Origin of the sequence: Pseudomonas sp. P39-UII1, assembly GCF_039672635.1 — a bacterium.
Classification (GTDB): Bacteria; Pseudomonadota; Gammaproteobacteria; order Pseudomonadales; family Pseudomonadaceae; genus Aquipseudomonas.
The window spans coordinates 20,250-41,228 of record NZ_JBDFPP010000024.1 but is presented as its reverse complement, the minus strand read 5'-3'; the positions used below and the strand labels follow the sequence as shown (position 1 = coordinate 41,228).

Below are 20,979 nucleotides of genomic sequence, written 5' to 3'. Positions count from 1 at the left end.
CGGGTCGAAATGGCAATGACGAAACACCTTCTTCTATCGCGCAAGTGGCCCTGGCTGTTGGCCCTGGCCTTGTTGCTGGCCACTGCGGGTGCCGGCGCCTGGTGGTACTGGGTGTACCTGCCGGCGCATCCCTACAGCCGGGACATCGTGCAGCGGGCCAACGCCCTGCAGGAGCGCATCCTGGCGCTTGACGCCCACCTGGACGTCCCCCTGAGCTATGGCACCGACGGCCGCGAAGCCAACCGTGACGGGCCTACCCAGTTCGATCTGGTCAAGGCCGGCAAGGCGCGCCTGCGCGGCGCCTCGATCGCCATCTGGTCATGGCCCGAGTTCTGGAGCGGGCCCAACTGGCCGCACCGCCCCACCGCCGGCTTCCAGGCCGCCATGGCCAATGAACTGGAGGTGCGCTACAAGATCATCACCGGCATCGCCCGGGACTTCCCCAATCAGGCCGGCATTGCCTACACCCCGGCAGACTTCCGCCGCCTGGCCGACGAAGGCAAGTTTGCCATCGTCATCAGCATGCTCAACGCCGCACCGCTGGGCGACGACGTCGACAAGCTCGACCTGTGGGCCGCGCGCGGCGTACGGGTATTCGGCCCCGGCTACGTAGGCAACAACAGCTGGGTGGACTCGGCACGCCCGCTACCCTTCCTGGGTGACTCGCTCGACCCGCTGGGTGGTCTGTCGCCGCTGGGCCGCCGCGCGGTAGCCAAGCTCAACGACCTGGGCGTGGTCATCGACGTCTCGCAGATGTCCAGCCAGGCCCTCTCCCAGGTCACCCAGCTGAGCCGCGCACCGGTGATCGCCTCGCACACCGGCGTGCAGGGCATGATGGACATCCGCCGCAACCTCAGCGACGCCGACCTGGCCCACATCAAAGCCACCGACGGCCTGGTCAACATCGTCGCCTATTCCAAATACCTCAAGCCTTTCTCGCGCGATGCCATCGCCAGGATGAACGCCCTGCGTGAACGCTACGGGTTGCCCGACGTGCAGAACCAGACCCAGATGGGCACCACCACCGACCCGGTGTTCTCGATCTGGTCAGAGAAGAAGTTCGGCGAATTCCTGACCCCCTTCTACGACATCCTGGGCCAGGAACCCGAAGCCACCCTGGCTGAATACGTCGATTCCATCGACTACGCGGTGAAGAAGATTGGCATCGACCACGTCGGTATCAGCTCGGACTTCAACGACGGTGGCGGCGTGATCGGCTACCAGAACGTGGGCGAGAGCCGCAACGTCACCGCTGAGCTGATACAGCGCGGCTACTCCGATGAAGACATCGCCAAACTATGGGGCGGCAACTTCCTGCGCGTGTGGGACACCGTCCAGAAGGCCGCCAAGCCGGCCAACTCTCCTGTCGCTCAACTACAAGGACACCCATGAAACGCCTTGACCTGCTACTTGCCCTAGGTTGCCTTTCGCTGTCGGCCCACTCATTCGCCGCCGACCCGAGCGAACCCGGCAAGGTATTCACCGACTGCCAGAAGAACTGCCCGGAAATGGTGGTGCTGCCCGCCGGCAGCTTCGTGATGGGCACCCCCGATGACGAGGTGGGCAAGCAGGACGACGAAAACCCGCTGCACACAGTGACCTTTGCGCGCCCCTTCGCGGTCAGCCGCTTCACCATCACCGCCGAGCAATGGCAAGCGTATGCCAAAGCCACCGGCACTGTACTGCCCGACGGCGACCACCGCCCCGGTCGCCTGTGCCAGAACGGCAAGCCGCACTACGCCCAGGGCCCGCGCCAGCCGGCGGTGTGCATGACGTGGTTCGAGGCCCGCGACTACATCGCCTGGCTGGCCAAAACCACCGGCAAGCCCTACCGCATGCTCAGCGAAGCGCAACGTGAATACGCTGCCCGCGCCGGCTCCAAGGGTTCGTTCCCCTTCCCGTTCGACAAGGAAGGGGAATATACGATCAGCAAACATGCCAACGTCTACGGGCCAACCGACGGCTTCTCGTTCACCTCGCCAGTCGGCAGCTTCCCGCCCAACGCCTTCGGCATGTACGACATGCACGGCAATGTCTACGAGTGGGTGGAAGACTGCTGGCACACCGACTACGTCGGCGCCCCTACCGACGGCAGCGCCTGGACCACCGGCGGCAGTTGCGAACATCGCCAGATCCGCGGCAACGACTACAGCGAACCGGCGATTTTCTCGCGTTCGGGCAACCGCAACGAGCGCGAACCGGACGTCCGCGGTGACTGGCTGGGCTTTCGCGTAGCCCGCGAGCTCGACGCCAACGGCCAGCACTGACCACAGGGAGAACCACCATGAGTGCTTTGAGTCGACGACGCTTCGTCACCACCGCCGCGCTGGCCAGCGTCGCCCCTGCCCTGCCTGCCTGGGCAACGCAAGCGCCTGCCAGCACTGGCATAGACCCGATCTTTGGCGATGACATCGTGCGCCTGGACTACAACGAAAGCCCGTATGGTCCGTGCCCGTCAGCGGTCAAGGCGCTCGAGCTCGGCGCCCGCCAGAGCGGGCGTTACTACTACGAACAACAGGTGCGCCTGATCGAACTGTTCGCCCGGCAGAATCAAGTACCCCGCGACCACGTGGCCGTGTTCTGCGGGTCGCGATCACCCCTGCAGTACGCGCTGGCGCGGTACGCCGGCCAACGCTCTGTAGTCACGGCCGCGCCCACCTACGACTCGGTGGCTGCCGGCGCCAGGAGCGTGGGCGCCGCAGTGCACGAGGTGCCGCTCGATGCCCGCCACGCCCATGATGTGCGCGGTATGTTGGCCGTCGACAGCAACCCCGGGGTTATCTACCTGTGCAACCCCAACAACCCCACAGGCACGCTCACCCCACGCGCCGACATCGAGCATGTGGTCAAGCACAAACCCGCCGGCTGCCTGGCGATCATCGATGAAGCTTATATCCATTTCAGCGACGCCCCACCGTGCCTGGACCTGGCCGTGCAGCACGATGATGTCATGGTCCTGCGCACCTTCTCCAAGCTGTATGGCATGGCAGGCGCACGCCTGGGGCTGGCCATCGCCAGGCCTGCAGTGCTGAACGACCTGCAGCGGCTCAATGGGCGCAACTTCATTTCGCTGGCGGCCTCCCTGGGGGGCATCGCCTGCCTCGAACAGGCAGATCTGGTCAGCGAACGCAAGCGCACCAACCAGCAGGTGCTGCTGGACACCACCCAGCGCCTGCGCGCCGCCGGCTACCGCTGCACGGACGCCCAGGCGAACTGCTTCATGATAGCGCTCGGGCGCCCTGCGCAACCGGTGATCGAGGCACTGGCCGAGCGCAAGGTCCGGGTGGGACGCGTGTTCGATGCGTGGCCTGACTGGATGCGCGTGACCGTGGGTACCCCGCAGCAGATGCAGGCGTTTCTGGCGGCCTTTGACCAGGTCATGAAGGCTCGATGACGGGCACGCGCCGCCGCTGGATCCTGGCGCTCGTGCCGCGCCTGACCTCTCTATTCGCGCATGTGTGCACTTAACCTGCGCCCGATGCCTCACAAGGAGTACACCATGTCACCGCAACCTAAAAGCGCGCTGCGGGAGTTGTTCATCCTGCTGCGTCCGTTCAAGTACACCGTGCTGGGGTCAGTCCTGCTGGGCGTGATCGGCGGTTTGAGCATCACCGTCCTGCTGGCCACCATCAATCGCTCGCTGCATGCCCAGAGCGGCCTGGGCCAGGGGGTGGTATGGCTGTTCGCCGGGTTGTGCCTGGTGGCGTTGTCCAGCTCGATCTTTTCCGACCTGGGCACCAACCGCGTGGGCCAGTACATCATCGCCACGTTGCGCAAGGAACTGGGCGAAAAGGTGCTGTCCGCACCCATCGAGCAGATCGAGCGTTATCGCAGTCACCGCCTGATCCCGGTACTGACCCATGACGTGGACACCATCAGCGACTTCGCCTTCGCCTTCGCCCCGCTGGCGATCTCCATGACCGTGACGCTGGGCTGCCTGGGCTACCTCGCGCTGCTGTCATGGCCGATGTTCCTGTTGATGCTGGTGGCCATCGCTCTGGGCACCGCCGCGCAGTACCTGGCCCGGGCCAAAGGCATGAAGGGCTTCCTGGCGGCGCGCGATGCCGAGGACGAGCTGCAGAAGCATTACAACGCCATCGCCGCAGGCGCCAAGGAGCTACGCATCCACCGGCCACGTCGGCAACGCATGTTCAGCCGCCACATCCAAGGCACTGCCGACCGCATCCGCGACACTCAGATTCGCTCGATCAATACCTTCGTCGTGGCCAAAAGCTTTGGCTCCATGCTGTTCTTCGTGGTGATCGGCGCGGCGCTGGTGCTGCAGTCCCTGTGGCCGGCCGCAGATGCCTCGGTGATGAGCGGCTTCGTGCTGGTGCTGCTGTACATGAAGGGCCCACTGGAACACCTGGTAGGCACCTTGCCCATCGTCAGCCGCGCGCAGATCGCCTTCCGCCGCATCGCCGAGCTGTCCGAACAGTTTTCTTCGCCCGAGCCGCACCTGCTGCTGGAGGATCGCAAGAGCCAACTGACCGGCCTCAACACGCTGCAGATGCGTGATGTACGCTATGCGTTCCCGCCTGTGGAGGGTAGCGCGCCCTTCGTGCTGGGCCCGGTGAACCTCGAGATCAAGCAGGGCGACATCGTTTTCATCGTCGGCGAGAACGGCTGCGGCAAAACCACCCTGATCAAGCTGCTGCTGGGGCTGTATGCGCCGCAGCAGGGGGAGATCCGCATCGATGGTCAGGCCATCGACGCAAAACACCGCGATGACTACCGCCAGCTGTTCACCACTATTTTTGCCGACTACTACCTGTTCGACGACCCTGCCATGGGATCGCAGCAAGTGCCGGAAAGTGCCCAGACTTACCTCAAGCGCCTGGAGATCGCACACAAGGTGAGTATCCGCGATGGCGTGTTCAGCACCACCGATCTGTCCACCGGGCAACGCAAGCGCCTTGCGCTGATCAATGCCTGGCTGGAAGAGCGCCCGGTGCTGGTGTTCGATGAATGGGCGGCAGACCAGGACCCTACATTCCGCCGTGTGTTCTACACCGAACTGCTGCCGGAACTGAAAAAACTGGGCAAGACCATCATCGTCATCAGCCATGACGACCGCTATTTCGACGTGGCCGACCAGTTGGTGCGCATGGAAGCAGGCAAGGTGCTCTGCGAGCTGAACGTTGCGTGATTGCCGAAGCCGCCGGCAGCCTTGCGCTGCCGGCGGTTTGCATTTCAGCCCTGCTGCCGCAACCAGTGGGCTGCAGCCTGGTACAGCGTTTCTACCCCGCCATTGATCACCCCCGACATCCTCAGGTAGTCGTGGGTCAGCCCCTCTTCCTCCCTCAGGTGCACCGGCGTACCACCCCGCTGCAGGAACGCGGCATAGGCCAGCCCTTCATCGCGCAGCGGGTCGTATTGCGCCACGCTGACGTAAGCGGGCGCCAAGGGCGGCATATCATCAGCCAACAGCGGCGACACCTGCCAATCCTCGCGCTTGCCCAGCGTGTCGAGGTAGTGCTGGTAGAACCAGTCCATGGTCTTGTGCTCCAGCAGGTAACCCTCGGCGTAAGCGCGGCTTGACGGGTACGTGACCGAGGCGTCGCAGACCGGGTAGAACAGCACCTGCGCCGCCAGCGCGAAGCCGGCGTCAGCACCTTGCAGGGCAGCGGTGCGCGCCAGCAACGTGGCCAGGGTGGCGCCAGCGCTATCCCCCGCCGCCACGATCCGCCTCGCGTCCAGGCCCAGTTGTGCGGCATTGTCGGCCAGCCAACAGGCGCTGTCGTGGGCGTCGTGCACTGCGGCCGGAAAGCGATGTTCGGGCGCCAGGCGATAGGCGGGGGCCAGCACCGCATAGCCAGTGGCTTGCGACAGGCGACGACAGACCATGTCATGGGAGTCCAGGCTACCGACCACGTAACCGCCGCCATGGAAATAGAGGATCACCGGCCCCTGGTCCTGACAGGCAGGAGCACGGTACAGCCGCGCCGGCAACCGTGCGCCGTCGCGGGTGGGAATCTGCAGCGGGGTGACCGCGGTATCTTGCGGCGGGGCGGGGTCGAGCAACAGGGCACTCAGCTCGAACTCCTCGCGCGCCTGCTCGACACTCTGCTCATGCATGGGCAGGCTTTTACCGGTAGCCCTGCCAAGCTCCACCAATTCCAGAAAAGCTTCCAGATCGGGATGCAGCGACATCTTTGATTCTCCTTGAAGAACGGACTTCATACACGTGAAAGCAAGAAGCCCCACGCGCCGACAGCGCGGCCATGAAGCGGCCGGTCCGGGGTGCGATGGGGCACAGTCATATCGAAGGTCTCACGCAGTCAGAGCAGCGCCCGACAGCCGCCGCTCCGTGCGCTGGGTGGTTAGGCAGACACCTCGTTGGCCAGAGCGTGGGCCACCCCATCCAGCAAGCGCGAATGCCTGAGAATGCTGTAATGATCGGTGTCCAGCGCTACCTGGGTCGACGTGACCGCCACTTGCCGTTCGAAATCTGTGAGCACCTGCCCAACCGCGGCCTGTGCCCACCAGAAGCCCACCGCCCCGGACAGCATCGGCAACGTCAGTGCTTGCAACGACAAGGCGCGCAACCGCAACCCGACAATGAACGCCTGGGCCAGGTCTTCGGCATCGAACCCCGTCCCTGCGTCAGCGCCTGTGGCGAAGTACGCCGTGAGCTGTGGCAACGACGGCAAGGTTGAGGCCTGGTGGGTCGAAGGCAACGCACCGGCAGGCTTGACGACATTCATTACCTGACAGAAACCGGCCAGTTCCTGGCGCCAGTCAAAGGCCTCGGATGCTGCGTCAGGCTCGGCCTCATCCGGGATGAAGCTGTCCACCAGCGATACATGCTCCACAACCTGCCCCTGCTGCTGCAATTCAGCGGCCACCAACACCGCAAGGACGCCGCCCAGCGACCACCCCAGCAAGCGATAAGGGCCGCTGGGCTGCTTCTGTCTAATGTACTGGGCATAGTCGATGGCCATGGCGGGCAACGATTCGTCCTGCCAGCCCGGGTCCAGCAGCATCCGGCACTGCACGCCGTAAACGCTGCACTCGCCCGTCAGGCGACGTGCCAAAGGCTCGTAGTCGAACACCGTGCCGAACCCTGCATGCAGGCAGAACAGCGGCGGTACGCCGCTCACCGGCTCATTGAGCAACAGCAGCGGGTCCAGTGCCCCGGCCGTCGGCTCGCTGTAACCGGACAGTTCAGCGATCGTCGGCCGGGTCATGAGGTCACGCAGTTTGAGTTCAAACCCTTCACGTTGAAGGCTGCGCACGCGCGATATCACTTTCAGGCTGCGCAGCGAGTCGCCGCCCCGTTCGAAGAAGTTGTCCGTCACCCCCACCCTTTCCACGCCCAGCACATCGGCCCATATCTGTGCCAATTGCTCCTCGAACAGGTTGCGCGGCGCAACATGACGCGCCGCAGGCTCGCTGAAGTCCGGGTCGGGCAGCGCCTTGCGGTCCACCTTGCCGTTCGGGTTGAGCGGCAGGGCGTCCAGCACCAGAACACGGGCGGGCACCATGTAATCGGGCAGCAGCGCACGCAGCTGCTCGCGCAGCGACTCGCCGATGTCCTCGCTGGCGGAGCTGGTGACAAACCCCACCAGGCGCTTGTCGGCGCCCTCGCCCAACACGCTCACGACCGCATCGCGCACGCTTTCGCAGGCACGCAGGCGCGCCTCGATTTCGCCAAGCTCGATACGGAAGCCGCGGATCTTAACCTGCTGGTCCAGACGCCCCAGATAGTCGTAGATGCCGTCGGCGCGCCGGCGCACCAGGTCGCCACTGCGGTACAACCGGCCACCGGCCTGGAACGGGTTGGCCACGAAACGCTCGGCGGTGAGCCCCGGACGCTGGTGATAACCCCGCGCCAGGCCCTCGCCGCCGATGTACAACTCACCGGCCACGCCATCGGGCAACAGGTTCAGCTGATCGTCCAGTACGTACAACTCACGCGCGCCCACGGCTTCACCAATCGGCGCGATCGGGCCGCCGCAAGGCTGATCTCCAGCGACCTTCCACAGCAGCGGGGTCACCACGGTTTCGGTCGGGCCATAGCCATTGGTCAGGTAGCGCGGTTGCAGGCTGGCCTTGACCAACTCGAAAGTCGCCTGCGCCACCGCGTCGCCGCCGAAGCAGTAAGTGTGCACTGCGGGCGGCGGCAACACCTCTGTGGCAGCCTGCTCGGCCAATTGCTGCAGGTAGGCCGGCGGGAAACAGGCGATGGTGATCGCCTGGTCGCGCAGCACCTGCAGGGTCTGCTCGGCGGTCCATAGCTGGCTGTCACGCATCACCAGCCGCCCTCCGGCCAGCATCGTCGACAGCCAGCGCTCTTGGGCGCCGTCGAAGGCGAAGGACATGAACAGCAGCTCGCGGGTGTCACGGTCCATGCCGTAGCGTTCGATGATCGCCTGGCAGTGCATGCTCAACGGCCCATGGCTCACCGCCACGCCCTTGGGCTGGCCGGTGGAACCCGAGGTGTAGATCATGTAGGCCAGGTTCTGCTCGTTTACCCGTACCTGCAGTGCGCTGCCGGGCTGGGCCGCCAGGTCCAGGCCGTCCAGGACCAGGCATCCGGACCCCGGCGTGACGGGCAGACGTGCCAGCAGCGCCGAGTGGGTCAGCAGCAGCGCCATGCCCGAATCCTGGATGATCCATTCCAGGCGTTCACGAGGGTAGTCGATGTCCAGCGGCACGTAGGCCGCGCCGGCCTTGAGCACGGCATAGAACGCCACGATGCTGTCCACCGAACGTTCCAGGGCCACTCCAACCCGGCTTTCCGGCCCGATACCCCGCGCTACCAGCACGTGCGCCAGCTGGTTGGCACGCTGCTCCAATGCTCCATAGCTCAGGGATTGCTCCGCGCAGACCACCGCTATGGCATCGCCTGAGCGCTGCGCTTGGGCGGCAATCAGCTCGGCCACCGAGGTGCGCGCCGGCAGGGCGGTGGCCGCCGCCGGCAACCCAGGGGCGCACAGGGGCAAGTTGCCCAGGCATGCCTCGGGGTTGGCCAGGATGGCGTCGAGCAAGGTGTCGAACGCGGCGACGATGTTCGCAACCACCGGCTCACTGAAGCGGTTGCGCAGGTAGAGGAACTCGATGCTCAGGGTGTTGCCCAGGTTCACCGCCAGGTCCATGGCGTAGTTGGTAACATCCCGCGTTTGCACCTGCCCGAAGCTCAAAGGGCCGCCTACGCCTTGCTGCAAGCGGTCATCGATCGGGTAGTTCTCGAACACGATGATGCTGTCGAACAGGGGCAAGCCACTGCGGCCGCTCCAGCGCTGGATGTCGGCCAGCGAGGTGTGCTCGAAGTCGCGGGCCTCCAGGTTGTAGGTCTGCAGCGCCTGCAACCACTGCGAAACAGGCTGGGTAACAACGGGGCGCTGAATCACCGGGATGGTATTGATGAACAGGCCCAGCAGTTTGTCGGCACCGACCACGTCTGCCGGTCGGCCGGCCACGGTGGCGCCGAAGCACACGCGGTCCTGGCCGGTGTAGCGTTGCAGCAGCAGCAACCACACGGCCTGGATCAAGGTGTTGGGCGTGATCCGCTGGCGTTGGGCGAAGTCCTGCAGCGCCTGGGTTCGCGCCTGGTCCCACTTCAGGTAGAGCGCGGCATGCCCGGGCAATGGCGCCGCAGGCTGCGGCAATGCGTCGGCGAGCAGCGTCGCGGCACCCTCCCCGTCCAGTTTTTCTTCCCAGAAGCGCTGGGCGGCCTGCAGGTCCTGGCGCTGCAACCAGTCGATATAGTCACGGTAACGGCACGTTTGGGCCTCGAGGGCCTGGCCTGCGTAGCTGGCCAGCACATCGGCAATCAACCGTGAGGCGCTCCAACCGTCCATCAACAGGTGATGGCTGGTCCAGATCAGATGATGACGGTCCGCCAGGCTTATCAGGGTCAGCCGCATCAGTGGCGCCTGGGCCAGGTCGAAACCACGGCGACGATCATCCAGCACCTGTTGCGCCAGCTCATCGTCGCTCACAGCTCTGGACGACCAGTCCAGCAGGCGAATGTCCAGCTGCGCCTGGCGCTGCACCAGCTGCACCGGTTCAACCAAGGGTGCCCCTTGATGGAAGCTTGTGCGCAGGATCGGATGATGGGCAACCACTTGTTGCCAGGCGTCGATGAAACGCGTGGCATCCAGCCCGGTGACCGGCACGCTGGTCTGGTTGATGTACAGGTCTGCCTGATCGTCTTCGCTGGCATGGAACAGCATGCCCTGTTGCATGGGCGACAGCGGGTAGATGTCTTCGATGTGCGCCGCCGCAACGGGCAGGCTGTCCAGTTGCACTTGATCGAGGCCAGACAGCGGCACGTCCGATGGGGTGATGCCCGCCACTTCGCCGCTGACGCAATGGGCGATCAGGGCCTTGAGCTCGGCGGCGTATTCATCCGCCAGCCGCTGCACCGATTCCGGCTTGAACATCTCCCGGCTGAAGCTCCAGCCCAGGCTCAGCTCCCCCCCATAGACGCGACCATTGATGGACAGCCAGTTACCCAGAGGCGCTTCGCTGCTCAGGCTGGCGCCGCTGCTTTCTGCTGCCGGGGTCAGCAGCCCGGCCCCTTGGCCGCCCTCGCCCGTGGGCTCGGCGAAGCTGCCGTCGAATTGCCCCAGATAGTTGAACGTGATGCGCGGCACCGGCAAGGCGGCCAAGGCCTGACGGGTGGGCTCATCGGCAAGGTAGCGCAACGCACCAAAGCCCACCCCTTTGTCGGGGATAGCCCGCAGCTGCTCCTTGATGCACTTGAGCGAATGCGCGAGCGATGGCGCAGGGCTGAGCTTGACCGGGAACATACTGGTAAACCAACCCACGGTACGGGTCAGGTCCACGCTGTCGAACAGGTCCTCGCGGCCATGCCCCTCCAACTGCACCAGCACATGCTCGGCCGCAGTCCAGCGCGCAATCACTCGAGCCAGGGCGGTCAGCAACAGGTCGTTGACCTGGGTGCGATAGGCCGCCGGCGCCTGTTGCAACAGGGCGCGGGTATCCTCGGCATTCAAGCGGGTATGGGCGACCGCCATGTGTACCCCTTGCAGCGACCCTGAAGGGTTGTCGCAAGGCAGATCGGCCTGCACATCCGTCAACAGGGCTTGCCAGTACGGCAACTGCTCGAGCCCGATGCCTTGGGCATAATCGCGCAGGTTTTCGGCCCATGCACGGGTAGAACTGGTCTTGGCCGGCAGACTGACGGGCTGCCCTGCCCGCAGTTGGCCATACGCGGTCTGCAGGTCTTCCAGCAGGATGCGCCAGGACACCCCGTCCACCGTCAGGTGGTGAATCGCCAGCAACAGCCGTTGGCCGCCATCGGGCAAGGTGGCGAACACCGCGCGCAGCAATGGCCCCTGGGCCAGGTCGAGGCTGCGCTGGGCGCGCTCGCACAAGGCTTCCAGCGCCGTGACATCGGCCACCGTCTCGTGCCAGAAGCACGACGGTTGCTGCGCGACGTCCTGGTAATGGCCCTGCCAACCACCGTTATCGGCCTGGGTGAAACTCAAGCGCAAGGCATCGTGGTGGGCGATCAACGCCTGCAGCGCACCCTCCAGTACCTGAGCGTCCAAGGCCTCGACCGGCTGCAGTAACAGGGCCTGGTTCCAATGATGCCGCTCCGGGATCGACTCATCGAAGAAATACTGATGGATCGGCAGTAGCAGGGCCCGGCCTGTGACAGGTCCCTGGTCGATCAGCATTTCACCCTGCTCGCCCTGCCTGGCCACCGTGGCCAGCCCCTGCACGGTCTGGTGCTGGAACAGCTGCTTGGGCGTGAAACGGATGCCCGCCTGGCGCGCTCGGCTGACTACCTGGATCGAGATGATCGAGTCGCCACCCAATTCAAAGAAGTTATCTGCAAGCCCCACGCGGTCCAGTTTCAACACATCGGCCCATACCGCTGCAATCTGTTGTTGCAAGGGCGTTTCCGGGGCCACGAAGGTTTGCCGCACGTGTGTGGAATCAGGTGCCGGCAGTGCCTTGCGGTCGAGTTTGCCGTTTGTGGTGAGTGGCCAGGCAGTCAAGAACACCTGGTGCGCGGGCACCATATGGTCCGGCAGGCCGGCCAGCAGGTAATCCCGCAGTTCGCTGCGCAATTGATGCTCAGCGGCCAGCTGCAGCGGCTGCGCCTCATTGGTGATCAGGTAGGCAACCAGCTGCTTGCCGCCAGGGCCGTCGACAGCCAGCACCACCGCCTCGCCAACGCGAGGGTGCGCCTGCAGGCGCGCTTCGATTTCACCCAACTCGATCCGGAAGCCGCGGATCTTCACTTGATGATCGATACGGCCCACATAGTCGATGCCGCCTTCGGCGCGGTAGCGCGCCAGGTCACCGGTACGGTACAGCCGGCCGCCGCCCTGAGGGCTGCGGTCGAACGGGTCGGGAATGAAGCGTTCCGCGGTCAGCGCCGGGCGCTGATGATAGCCACGCGCAAGCCCCGCCTGGCCGATGTGCAGTTCGCCATGGCTGCCGGCCACGGCCAGGTTGAGGTTGGCGTCCAGCAGGTACCAGGACAAATCGGGAATGACCTCGCCGATCGGGCTCAGGCCTTCGCGCTGCACATCGGCCAGCCGCAACGGGCGGTAGGTGACGTGCACCGTGGTTTCGGTGATGCCGTACATGTTGATCAACTGGGGGCGCTGGTCACCGAAGCGCTCGAACCACGGCCTGAGGCTGGCGATATCCAGCGCCTCGCCGCCAAACACGACGTAGCGCAAGGCCAGCGCCGCCGGGTCATGTACCGGCTGGCAGGCAATGGCAGCCAGTTGCTTGAACGCCGACGGTGTCTGATTGAGTACCGTAACTTGCTCATGTACCAGCAGGGCATGAAAGTCCTCCGGCGAGCGCGCCACGTCGCGCGGGACGATGACCGCCCGGGCGCCATGCAGCAGCGCGCCGAACAGCTCCCACACGGAAAAGTCGAAGGCATAGGAGTGGAAGACGCTCCAGACATCCTCGGCATTGAACTGGAACCAGCCCTGGGTGGCCTGGAACAGACGCATCACATTGGCATGCGGCAGCAACGTCCCCTTGGGCCTGCCGGTGGAGCCCGACGTATAGATCACATAGGCCAGGTTCTCAGGCGACGTCTGGTTGTCCAGGTCATGGAGGTCGTCAGCGTCGAGCGCGGGTTCGTCCTGCCCCAGCACCAGGCTCTGCACCCCCGGGGCCAAGGGCAGCTGCCCCGAGAGGTCGGGCTGCGTCAGCAGCAAGGTGATCCCACTGTCTTCGATCATGTAGGCCAGGCGGTCCTCGGGGTATTCGGGGTCCAGGGGCACATAGGCACCACCGGCCTTGAGAATCCCCAGCAGCCCAACCACCATGTCCAGGCTGCGCGCCATGGCAACGCCCACCCGCACGTCCGGGCCTACGCCCAGGCCCCGCAACTGGCGAGCCAAGCGGTTGGCGCGCTGATTGAGCTGGCGGTAGGTCAGTTGTCGGCCCTCGCACGTCACAGCTACCGCCTGCGGCGAACGGGCGGCATGGGCCTCGATAGCCTGGTGCAAGCACTGCTCGACCTGCTGCTGCGCCGGCGCCGGGTTCCAGGCCTTGATGACCTGCTGGCGGGCTTGTGCATCAAGCAGCGCCAGGTCGGCGATACGCGCTTCAGGCTGCTCGACGATGCTTTGCAGCAGTACGCGCCAGTTATCGGCCAAGGCCTGCACGGTCTGCCGGTCGAACAGCGCGGTGGCGTAGCTCAACGAGGCGCCCAGGCCGTGCTCATGCTCGAAGGTGTTCAAGGTCAGGTCGAACTGCGCACTGTGGCGCTCCCACGACAGCCGCTGCAGTGTAAGGCCCGGCAGCGCTTGGGTTTCGCCACGCACCTGGGTCTGGTGATTGAGCATCACCTGGAACAACGGGCTGTGGCTCAGGCTGCGTTCTGGCTGCAGCGCTTCCACCAGTTGCTCGAACGGCAGGTCCTGATGGGCCTGGGCCGCCAGGGCAGTGTCCTTGACCTGCCCCAGCAGCGCGCTGAAGGACACCTGCGGATCGCAGTCGGCGCGCAGCACCTGGGTATTGACGAAAAAGCCGATCAGGCGCTCGATCTGCGCTCGATTGCGGTTGGCGATCGGCACTCCCACGCGGATGTCCCGTTGCCCTGAGTAGCGGTGCAGCAACACCTGAAAACTGGCCAGCAGGACCATGAACAACGTTGCATTGTGCTGCCTGGCCAGCGCCTTGAGCGCTTCGGCAAGCGCCTCATCCAGCACGATCTCATGGTTGGCCCCGACCAGGCTCTGCACGGCCGGGCGCGGGCGGTCGGTGGGCAGCTCCAGCACCGGCTGCTCGCCGCCCAACTGCTGTTTCCAATACGCCAGCTGGCGATCCTGCTCACCGGCTTGCATCCACTGCCGCTGCCATGCTGCGTAGTCGGCGTATTGCACCGCCAGCTCAGGCAGTGGCACCACCTGGCCAGTGCAGAAACCGGCGTAGTAATGCTCCAGCTCTTCGACCAGGATGGGCATCGACCAGCCATCGGTAACGATATGGTGCAACGTGAGTATCAGCACATGGTCGTCATCCGCCAGGCGCAGCAGTTTCACCCGCAAGAGCGGGGCTTGCGCGAGGTCGAAGGGGCGTTGGGTTTCCCTTTCGATCTGGCCCTTGAGCCACCCCTCCAGCGCCTCGCCCGCTGGCGGGGCGACCGGCTCGGCCTGCAGTGCGAATGGCATGTGCGCATGCACCACTTGCACCGCCTGCCCGGCCTCGATCTGGAAGCTCGTGCGCAAGGTTTCATGGCGCACTACCAGCGCGTCGAAACTGCGGGCCAGCGCCGCGACGTCCAACTGCCCCCGCAGGCGCAACGCCGCCGGGATGTTGTACGCGCAGCTTTCGGGCTCCAGTTGCCACAGGAACCATTGCCGGTGCTGCGCATAGGACAGGCTCAGCGGCAGGGTACGATCCACGGTTGTGAAGGGCGGCGCACCGTCCAGGCTGCCCTGCCCTGCCAACGCCGCAAAGCTTGCCAGTACCGGCGTCTCGAACAAGGTGCGCAAGGGCAGGTCGATGTTCAGCACCTGGCGCAACCGCGAAATCACCTGGGTAGCCAGCAGCGAATGCCCACCCAGCTCGAAGAAGTTGTCGTAACGCCCTACGCGCTGCACCTTGAGCACCTGGGCCCAAAGGCTGGCGATAGCGTGCTCGTGACCGCTTTCGGGTGCCACGTACCCGGCACCAAGGGTGGCCTGCGGGGCGGGCAGCGCCTTGCGATCGAGCTTGCCATTGACCGTCAATGGCAACGCCTGCAGGAAGATCAGGTGCGCAGGGACCATGTGATCCGGCAGCAGCCCCCGCAGGTAATCGCGCAGTGCGTTGCGCAGCGTGTCCTGTTGCGGGGCGTCAGCGGCGCGCTCACCTTCGGTCAGCAGGTAGGCGACCAATTGCTTGCCGCCCGGCCCATCCCTGTCGAGCACCACTGCCTTGGCAATGGCTTCATGGTTTTGCAGTTTGGCTTCGATTTCGCCCAGCTCGACGCGGAAACCACGAATCTTGACCTGGTGATCGATACGTCCCCGGTAGTCGATGACGCCATCGATCCGGTAGCCGGCAAGGTCACCCGTACGGTACAGGCGCCCACCGCCCAGCGGGCTGTCATCGAACGGATCGGGGACGAATCGCTCGGCGGTCAAACCCGGGCGCCCATGGTAACCGCGCGCCAGGCCGGCGCGGCCGACATGCAATTCCCCCTGGCAACCGGGTGCGACCAGGTTGAAATCGTGGTCCAGCAGGTACCAGGAGAGGTCATCGATGACCTCGCCAATCGGGCTGGCGCCTTGCAACGCCAGGTCGGCGCGGCTCAACGCTCGGTACGTGACATGCACCGTGGTTTCGGTAATGCCGTACATGTTGATCAACTGCGGATGCTGGTCGCCGAAATGCTCGAACCAGGGGGCAAGGCTGCTGACGTCCAGGGCCTCGCCGCCAAACACCACGTAGCGCAGCGCCAAGGCCAGATGACGGTTGGCGGGCGCGCAGGCGACCGCAATCAATGGGGCGAAGGCCGACGGCGTCTGGTTAAGCACCGTGACCCGTTCACGTACCAGCAAGGCATGAAAGTCCTCGGCCGACCGCGCCACATCCCGCGGCACGATCACTGCGGTGGCGCCATGCAACAGGGCGCCGAACAGCTCCCACACGGAGAAATCGAATGCATAGGAATGGAACACGCTCCAGACGTCGTTTTCATCGAAATGAAAATCTGCCTGTGTCGCCTGGAACAGGCGTGTCACGTTCTGATGGGGCAGCAAAGTGCCCTTGGGCTTGCCCGTGGAACCCGAGGTGTAGATGACGTAAGCCAGGTTGCCCGGATGGGTGATATTGGCAAGGTTGGTGTCAGGGTAGCCATCCAGCGCCGGTATCTGATCGAGCTCGATGCACCTTACCCCTTCGACCTCGGGCAACTGGCCGCGCGATTGGCTATGTGTCACCAGCAAGGTGATGGCGCTGTCGGCCAGCATATAGGCCAGCCGCTCCTCCGGGTACTCAGGGTCCATCGGCACGTAGGCGCCGCCCGCCTTGAGAATGGCCAACAGGCCTACCACCATGTCCACGCCACGCTCCAGCGCGACCCCCACGCGCACGTCCGGCCCTACCCCCGAGGCCCGCAGCTGGTGCGCAAGGCGGTTGGCTCGGCGGTTGAGCACGTCGTAGGTCACCCGCTGCTCGCCCGCCACGACGGCGATGGCGTGGGGCGCCCTGGCCGCTTGCGCCTCGATGCAGGTATGCAGGCAGCGTTCGGCCGGGTAATCCGTCAGCGCGGGGTTCCACTGGGCAATGACGCGGCGCTGCTCCTCGGCATCCAGCAGCGTCAGCTCGGCAAGGGGCCGCTCGGGCGCCTGAAGCAGACCGTCCAGCACCTGCAGCCAATAGCGCCCCAGACGCTCGATGGTCTCAGGGCTGAACTGCCCTGGGTCATATTCGACTGTCCCGCTGATGGCCTCGGGGGCATAGTCGACATCCAGTGACAAGGCGAACTTGGCCCGCTGCGGGCCCGTCGGCAGGAAGTCGACGGCCACTTCCCCCAGCCGCAGCGCCGTCGGCCCGTCGCCGTCCACTCGCCAGTTGAACAAGGTCTCGAATGTGGCAGCAGCCTGCCCCTGTTGCTCGAGCATCTCGATCGGCCAGTCGGCATGCTCCAGCAGGGCCAGGGAGTGGCGGCGGATGGCCTGCAGGAACGCCAGCCCGGTCATCGCGCCGTCGACCTGCACCCGGTACAGCTGGGTGTTGACGAAGTAACCCACCAGCTCCTGGATCTGCGCGCGGTTGCGCGCGGCATTGGGCACCCCTACGCAGAAATCGGACTGGCCGCTGTAGCGCGCCAGCAACAGCTGCCAGGCGCCCAGTACGAAGGCGAAGGGTGTCAGCCCGAGCACTTCGCATTGCGCGTGCAGACGTGCCAGCAGTGCCTGGGGCACGCTGATGCGCTGCAAGGCCGCGACGCTCGGCTGCGCAACCTGAAGCGGGCGATCCGACGGCAAGGCCAAGGGCGCGATGTCCCCTGCCAGGTAGTCCTGCCAGTAGGCCTGAGCCCGTGCGTAGTCGGCAGTGCCGGGGTACACATGGCGTTGCCAGTGGGCATAGTCCGCGTATTGCACAGGCAGTGCCGACAAGGGCGCGGTATCACCCTGCAGGGCCTGGGCATACGCCAGGGTCAGGTCACGCAGCAGGATGGGGTTGGACCAGGCATCGGAGACAATATGGTGCATGTTCAGGAACAGCACATGCTCCTCGGGCCCGAGCTCGAAAAGCACACAACGCAGCAACGGCGCCTGGCTCAGCTCGAAGGGCTGAAGGGTCAACGCTTGCAGGCGCTCGGCCAATGCCTGGCGGCGTTCGACTTCGCTCGATGCGGCCAGGCGCTCGACCTGCAGCACCGGGCGCACCGTTGCCACGACCTGCATAGGCTGGCCATCGACCGCTTCGAAACCGGTCCGCAGGATTTCATGACGCGCCACCACCCGCTCCAGCGCCGCCTCCAGCACAGGCACTTGCAAGGGCCCCGTCAGCCGCAGCGCGCGCGCCAGGTGGTAGGCCGAACTGGCAGGGTCCAGCTGCTGCAGCACCCACAGACGTTGCTGAGCGAAAGACGCCTGACACGTCAACGGCCGACCCAAAGGCCGAATGACCCCCGGATCGTCCCTGTCGTCAGCCATCAACAGCGCCAGCAGATCATCATCGGTCAGGGGGGTGGAAGACATCAGTGTCGGCCTCGTTTCGAAGGAGCGGGAATTGGATCGTCCTCAGATGACGAAAGGCCTGTGGTGAAATTTACACACCCGGCCAGCCGTGGCGGGCCCGCAGCCGACCGGCCGGGCAAAACAAAGCCGGCCAATCCCTGGGCAGGAATTGGCCGGCGTCGACGCCTGTTGTCAGGCGGTGCAGGGCTGTGCAGCTCGGCCGAGTGAGGGCTTAGGCTCTGTACGAAAAGCCTTGAGACTTGTCGTACAGAGCTTAGAAGTCGCCACGCAGCGTCAGCATGTAGTTGCGCGGGTCACCGTAGAAGTTGCCGTTCGCCGCGCTGGAAACAGTCTGGTAGTACGATTTGTCGAACAGGTTGTTGGCGTTGAGCGACACTGTCCAGTGGTCATCCACGCGGTAGCGCAGCAGCGCGTTCCACACCGCGTAGCCACTTTGCTTGTAATCGAACGGGATGTTCGACTCCACAACGTTGCCATTGCCATCCACTCGCACCGTGGTACCGCTGACGTAGGTGGCGCTTTGCAGATCGACCCCGCCGCCCACGGTCCAGTCGGAAAACTCTCCAGGCAGTTGGTAGGTCGACCACACCTTGAATTGATGCTTGGGCGTGATAGTGCTCAACGCCGTGCTGTCAGTCTCGTTCTTGTTGTAGTTGTACACGTAGCTGGCCATCAGGTTCCAATCCTTGAGGATTTCGCCCGTTGCTTCCAGCTCGATACCCTTGCTGACCACCTCGCCCTGGTTCACGTAGCAGCAACTGCCGCCATACAACACCGACGCCTGCGGATAGTTGGTGTCCTGCACCGCGCCGTTCTTGCGCTTGGTGTAGAACACGGCAAGGCTGGTGTTCAAACGGCCCTCGAACAGTTCACCCTTGATGCCCACCTCGGAGGTCTTGCCCTCCAGCGGCTCCAGCACGTCGTTACTGCCGATTGGCCCGCGAAGGTAGCTTTGTTGAGGCTTGTAGATCTTCGAGTAGCTGCCATACAGCGACCATTGGTCATCGAGGTCGTAGATGGCACCGAAGTACGGCACGAAACGCGTCGGTTCGCGCATGTCGATGTCGCTCTGCACCACACCGGCGTTGGTGTACACCTGCTGGAAGTGGTAACGGGCTGCCCGGCCTCCCAGGATGACCTTCATCGGATCGCTCACCTGCAACGTCAGGCGACCATACAAACCGTACTGTTCCTGAGTGTTGGGGCTGTAGTCACGCGGGGTCACCAGCGAGGTGGTGGTCGGCTTCCAGTAACCGGGGTCGAACACGTCGATGGGCACACCGGTGCCGGTGAACACCCCTGAACCCTGCCAGCGGCTGGTCACGCGTTGATAGTCGGCCCCCAGCACGAACTCATGCTCGCGGCCAAAGGCATCGAAGCTGCCAGAAAGGTTGCTGTCGAGCAGGTCCTGGCTGGTGGAGTAGACATTGTAGCTGGCGCGCCAGACCGGCCCGGCCAGGGTCACCGGGTTGACGGCGTTGCCCGATACCGCTGCCAGCGCCTTGCCGGCGTCGCGGGTATTGGTGTAGGAGACGTTCAATTTCCAGTCGTTGTCGAAGTAGTGGTCGACCTTGGTGAAGATCTCCTGGGAAATGTTGTCCATGTAGGACCAGTTCTGCCCCAGGTTGGTGTGACGCGCCAGCCCGATGTCAGCGCCTGTGGTATAGCGTGGCAGGCCCAACGACGAGTTGGAGTGGGTGCTCTCATACATGCCACCCAGGGTAAAGATGGTCTGCGGGCCCAGGTCGACCTCGAACACCCCATAGACGGTGGGTTTCTGCGTGGCCAGTTTATCCGTGAAGTACTGGCGGTCGGTGTAGGCGGTCACCAGTCGGCCGCGTACGTTGCCGCTGTCGGTCAACGGGCCGGTCAGGTCGACTTGCGAACGGTAGTTGTCCCAGGAGCCGGCGGCGGCCTCGAACTTCAACTGGAAGTCCGACAACGGGCGCTTGCGCACCAGGTTGATGACGCCACCGGGGTCACCGACACCGCCAAACAGCGCACCCGAACCACGCAACACTTCCACGTGGTCGAATTCGGCCAGGTTGTACAAGCGGCGCGAATAGAAACTGGTGGCCACCGACGACAACGCCATGGGCGCGGCGCCGTCGATCTGAATGCTGTCGATGTTGAAGCCGCGCGAGTAGAACTCGTAGGTGTCGCTGGTGGTTTTCTGCACCGTGACCCCTGGGGCCATTTTCAGCGCGTCCTGCAGGCTGGTGACACTTCGGTCTTCGATCAACTGGCTGGACAACACAGACACCGACTGCGGCGTGTCGCGCAAGCTGGTCGGGGTCTTGGAGCCCACGCTCACCGCACCGGTGGTATAAGACCCACTGTTCTCGGTCATCTCGCCCATGCCCTGGCTGGTGATGGCGGTCGACTGCAGCGTGACGCCGTTGCTACTGCTGGTGGCGGGCAGCAGGATCACTGCGCCGTTTTCGATCTGGAAGTTGTAGCCGGTACCTTCAAGCAACAGATGCAGCGCGGTTTCCGATTCCATGTTGCCGGACACGCGCGACGATTGCGCGTTGCCGATCAGTTCGGGGGAATAAAGGAGCTGCAGGCCGGTCTGCTCGCCAAACTCGCGCAAGGCGCTGCCCAGCGGCTGCTTGGGGATATCGATCTTGACCTCTTTGGCAAATGCCGCATCCCCCATCGCCAGCAGCAGCGCCGATACGGACAGGCACAGAATGCCCGCGCGCTTATGCAGTGAAGACGTCCTGCGCCGCCCTTGCCGTACTACGGAACCCATTGTAATCCCCTTGTCGTGATGGTCTTTTCTAATGGTTGGCGTATTGAAAAACGCCCCGCAGAACCCCTTCCC

At 64.5% G+C, this 20,979-nt stretch carries 7 protein-coding genes; 4 read left to right on the top strand and 3 right to left on the bottom strand.

Annotated elements, in window-relative coordinates:
* Nucleotides 1-15 precede the first annotated feature (15 nt).
* The 4 genes from ABEH27_RS22140 (at nucleotide 16) to ABEH27_RS22125 (ending at nucleotide 5,149) form a co-directional block, all read left to right on the top strand.
* A complete protein-coding gene (locus tag ABEH27_RS22140) occupies nucleotides 16-1,392 on the top strand; it encodes a dipeptidase (protein WP_346615618.1) in 1,377 nt (458 codons plus the stop codon).
* Nucleotides 1,389-2,267, top strand: coding sequence for a formylglycine-generating enzyme family protein (locus ABEH27_RS22135; protein WP_346615617.1), 879 nt, complete (start codon nucleotides 1,389-1,391; stop codon nucleotides 2,265-2,267). The genes ABEH27_RS22140 and ABEH27_RS22135 overlap by 4 nt, the downstream gene beginning before the upstream one ends.
* Before the next feature lie 17 nt (nucleotides 2,268-2,284).
* A complete protein-coding gene (locus tag ABEH27_RS22130; RefSeq protein ID WP_346615616.1) occupies nucleotides 2,285-3,394 on the top strand; it encodes an aminotransferase class I/II-fold pyridoxal phosphate-dependent enzyme in 1,110 nt (369 codons plus the stop codon).
* Nucleotides 3,395-3,499: 105 nt separating this feature from the next.
* On the top strand, nucleotides 3,500-5,149 hold the full coding sequence (locus ABEH27_RS22125) for a cyclic peptide export ABC transporter (RefSeq protein ID WP_346615615.1): 1,650 nt from the start codon (nucleotides 3,500-3,502) through the stop codon (nucleotides 5,147-5,149).
* Nucleotides 5,150-5,193: 44 nt separating this feature from the next.
* Here the strand turns inward: ABEH27_RS22125 and ABEH27_RS22120 are convergent, their stop codons facing one another.
* From ABEH27_RS22120 to ABEH27_RS22110, 3 genes are all read right to left on the bottom strand, one after another.
* The gene (locus ABEH27_RS22120; RefSeq protein WP_346615614.1) at nucleotides 5,194-6,153 is read right to left on the bottom strand and encodes an alpha/beta hydrolase; all 960 of its coding nucleotides are present in this window, start codon (nucleotides 6,151-6,153) and stop codon (nucleotides 5,194-5,196) included.
* A 170-nt stretch (nucleotides 6,154-6,323) separates the two neighbouring features.
* Nucleotides 6,324-18,152, bottom strand: a complete 11,829-nt coding sequence (locus ABEH27_RS22115; protein WP_346615613.1) for an amino acid adenylation domain-containing protein — start codon at nucleotides 18,150-18,152, stop codon at nucleotides 6,324-6,326.
* Between the two features lie 253 nt (nucleotides 18,153-18,405).
* Complete coding sequence (locus ABEH27_RS22110; RefSeq protein ID WP_346615612.1) at nucleotides 18,406-20,907, bottom strand: TonB-dependent siderophore receptor; 2,502 nt, start codon at nucleotides 20,905-20,907, stop codon at nucleotides 18,406-18,408.
* Nucleotides 20,908-20,979 lie beyond the last annotated feature (72 nt).

Bases quoted from the DNA above. Each gene is read 5' to 3' on its own strand.
- ABEH27_RS22140 (WP_346615618.1), top strand. From the start codon at position 16: ATGACGAAACACCTTCTTCTATCGCGCAAGTGGCCCTGGCTGTTGGCC.
- ABEH27_RS22135 (WP_346615617.1), top strand. From the start codon at position 1,389: ATGAAACGCCTTGACCTGCTACTTGCCCTAGGTTGCCTTTCGCTGTCG.
- ABEH27_RS22130 (WP_346615616.1), top strand. From the start codon at position 2,285: ATGAGTGCTTTGAGTCGACGACGCTTCGTCACCACCGCCGCGCTGGCC.
- ABEH27_RS22125 (WP_346615615.1), top strand. From the start codon at position 3,500: ATGTCACCGCAACCTAAAAGCGCGCTGCGGGAGTTGTTCATCCTGCTG.
- ABEH27_RS22120 (WP_346615614.1), bottom strand. From the start codon at position 6,153: ATGTCGCTGCATCCCGATCTGGAAGCTTTTCTGGAATTGGTGGAGCTT.
- ABEH27_RS22115 (WP_346615613.1), bottom strand. From the start codon at position 18,152: ATGTCTTCCACCCCCCTGACCGATGATGATCTGCTGGCGCTGTTGATG.
- ABEH27_RS22110 (WP_346615612.1), bottom strand. From the start codon at position 20,907: ATGGGTTCCGTAGTACGGCAAGGGCGGCGCAGGACGTCTTCACTGCAT.